The sequence below is a fragment of the Kitasatospora sp. NPDC059408 genome, assembly GCF_042751525.1.
GTDB lineage: Bacteria > Actinomycetota > Actinomycetes > Streptomycetales > Streptomycetaceae > Kitasatospora.
Window position 1 is genome coordinate 7,000 of sequence record NZ_JBHYWI010000158.1, and the last position, 1,976, is coordinate 8,975.

Genomic DNA, 1,976 nt, shown 5'->3' on the forward strand with positions numbered 1-1,976 from the left:
TGCTGCAGGACCGCCACACCAGGCGCGATTAGCTCAGCGGGAGAGCACTACCTTGACACGGTAGGGGTCACTGGTTCAATCCCAGTATCGCGCACAGTAACGGCCGGGGCCGCGATCCGTGAGGGTCGCGGCCCCGGCCTTTTGCGTGGGCCGTGAGAAAAAGAGAAGAGCCGCGTACGGTCGCCCTCACCGACGTCCGTACGCGGCGTCTCCGCCTGCCGGGGCGCTCTGCGCACCGCTCCTCGCCCGTCCGCGTCTCAACGCGGGCACGGCCTCCCCGGCGACACTGGCTCCCCGTCCCCAGGGGATCAGTGTCCGTTCCGCGGCCGGCCACGGGGGCCGGCCAAGTCTCAGTGGACGATCAGGTCCGCCACTGCCTGGACCTGGTTCGCCATCTGGTCCCACCCGCCGAACAGGGCCACCAGCAGCACCGCGCACGGCAGGGCGATGGCCAGCGCCACCGCGGGGTGCCGCGTCGGCTCGGCGGTGCGGGGCAAGGTGAAGGCCGGCCGACGGCGGCGGGGGGTTCCCGTGAGCTGCGGTGCCATGCCCTTACTCCTGATCCGGTCTCGGAGCCGTTCACCCGGTCGAGTTGGCGCGGTGGACGGCTAACCTCGGGGGACGAGCTCCCCGTCCACCGCTGAGGACAACGCTATGGCTCGGGGGGCCGTTCGGGCGTCATGCCGTCGTACTGTTCCTCGGGCATCCCCGAGGATGACGGTCCGACTTAGGGACTACTACCGCAGGGGGAGACGGTCTCGACCGGGCCCCCGGGGGAACCCTGAGAGACGACCCCGAGAAACGTTTCGGCACCCTCATGACCAGCAGGTCAGTGCAAGATCGGACAATCGCACGGTGGCTTGAGGTGTTGCGTATCAGCACACCGCAGCGGGCAGTCCGTAAGCTGTGCCGGACAGGAACTGACGATGCCCCAACCGACGGGGCCTCACCCACGGGCTGACGGGGAACGGACATGGCGATGATGCGGCTGAGGCGTGAGGACCCCCGCATCGTCGGGCCGTACCGCCTCCACCGGCGACTGGGGGCCGGCGGCATGGGGGTCGTCTACCTCGGCTCCGACCGGCGCGGGCAGCGGGTCGCCCTCAAACTGATCCGCGCCGAACTCGCCGAGGACCAGGAGTTCCGTACCCGCTTCGCCCGCGAGATCGCCGCCGCCTCGCGCATCCGCGGCGGCTGCACGGCGCGCGTCGTCGGCTCCGACATCGAGGCCGACCGCCCCTGGCTCGCCACCGCCTACGTGCCCGGGCCCTCCCTCTACAAGCGCGTCGGCGACGAAGGACCGCTCGGCTGGCAGGAGGCCGCCCGGGTCGGCGCCGCGCTCGCCGACGGACTCGTGAAGGTCCACGAGGCCGGGGTCGTCCACCGCGACCTCAAGCCCTCCAACATCCTGCTCTCGCCGCGCGGCCCGCGGATCATCGACTTCGGCATCGCCTGGTCGCGCGGGGCCAGCACGCTCACCCACGTCGGCACCGCCGTCGGCTCGCCCGGCTTCCTCGCGCCCGAACAGGTCCGCGGGGTCGCCGTCACGCCCGCGACCGACGTGTTCGCCTTCGGCGCGACGCTCGCCTACGCGCTCACCGGGGACACGCCGTTCGGCTCCGGGGCCTCGTCGGAGGTCATGCTCTACCGGGTCGTCCACGAGGAGCCCGATCTCTCGGACGTGCCGCCGCAGCTCGCGCCGCTGATCCGGGCCTGCCTGGCCAAGGAGCCCGCCGAACGGCCCGGCGCGGCCGCCCTGCACGAGCGGCTCAGCGAGCTCGCGGCCCGCGGAGCGGCGGCCGCCGGCGGCGGGCGCGTCATGCGGCGCGCCTCTGCGACACCCCCGCCCGCGCCCGAGGCGGACGCCCCGGGCGGCGTGCGGCACGGCGTGCCCGCGCCCGGGCGCTCCCCGGACCCGGCGGCCGCGGATGCCGAGCTTGCGCGCGGCTGCCTGGATGGTGGCGAAGTCCCCGGTC

The 1,976-nt window shown here is 73.3% G+C and carries 2 protein-coding genes and 1 tRNA gene; 2 read left to right on the forward strand and 1 reads right to left on the reverse strand.

The genetic code is table 11. The annotated features are described in order from the left end of the window. Positions 1-22: 22 nt before the first annotated feature. Positions 23-94, forward strand: a tRNA-Val gene (locus ACFXDE_RS43310). A 256-nt stretch (positions 95-350) separates the two neighbouring features. On the opposite strand, the gene ACFXDE_RS43315 is transcribed toward ACFXDE_RS43310, so the two are convergent. Next, a complete protein-coding gene (locus ACFXDE_RS43315; protein WP_380499715.1) occupies positions 351-548 on the reverse strand; it encodes a hypothetical protein in 198 nt (65 codons plus the stop codon). A 425-nt stretch (positions 549-973) separates the two neighbouring features. Between ACFXDE_RS43315 and ACFXDE_RS43320 the strand changes: the two genes are divergently transcribed. After that, positions 974-1,976, forward strand: a 1,003-nt coding sequence (locus tag ACFXDE_RS43320) for a serine/threonine-protein kinase (protein ID WP_380499717.1), incomplete at its 3' end; no start/stop codon positions are given.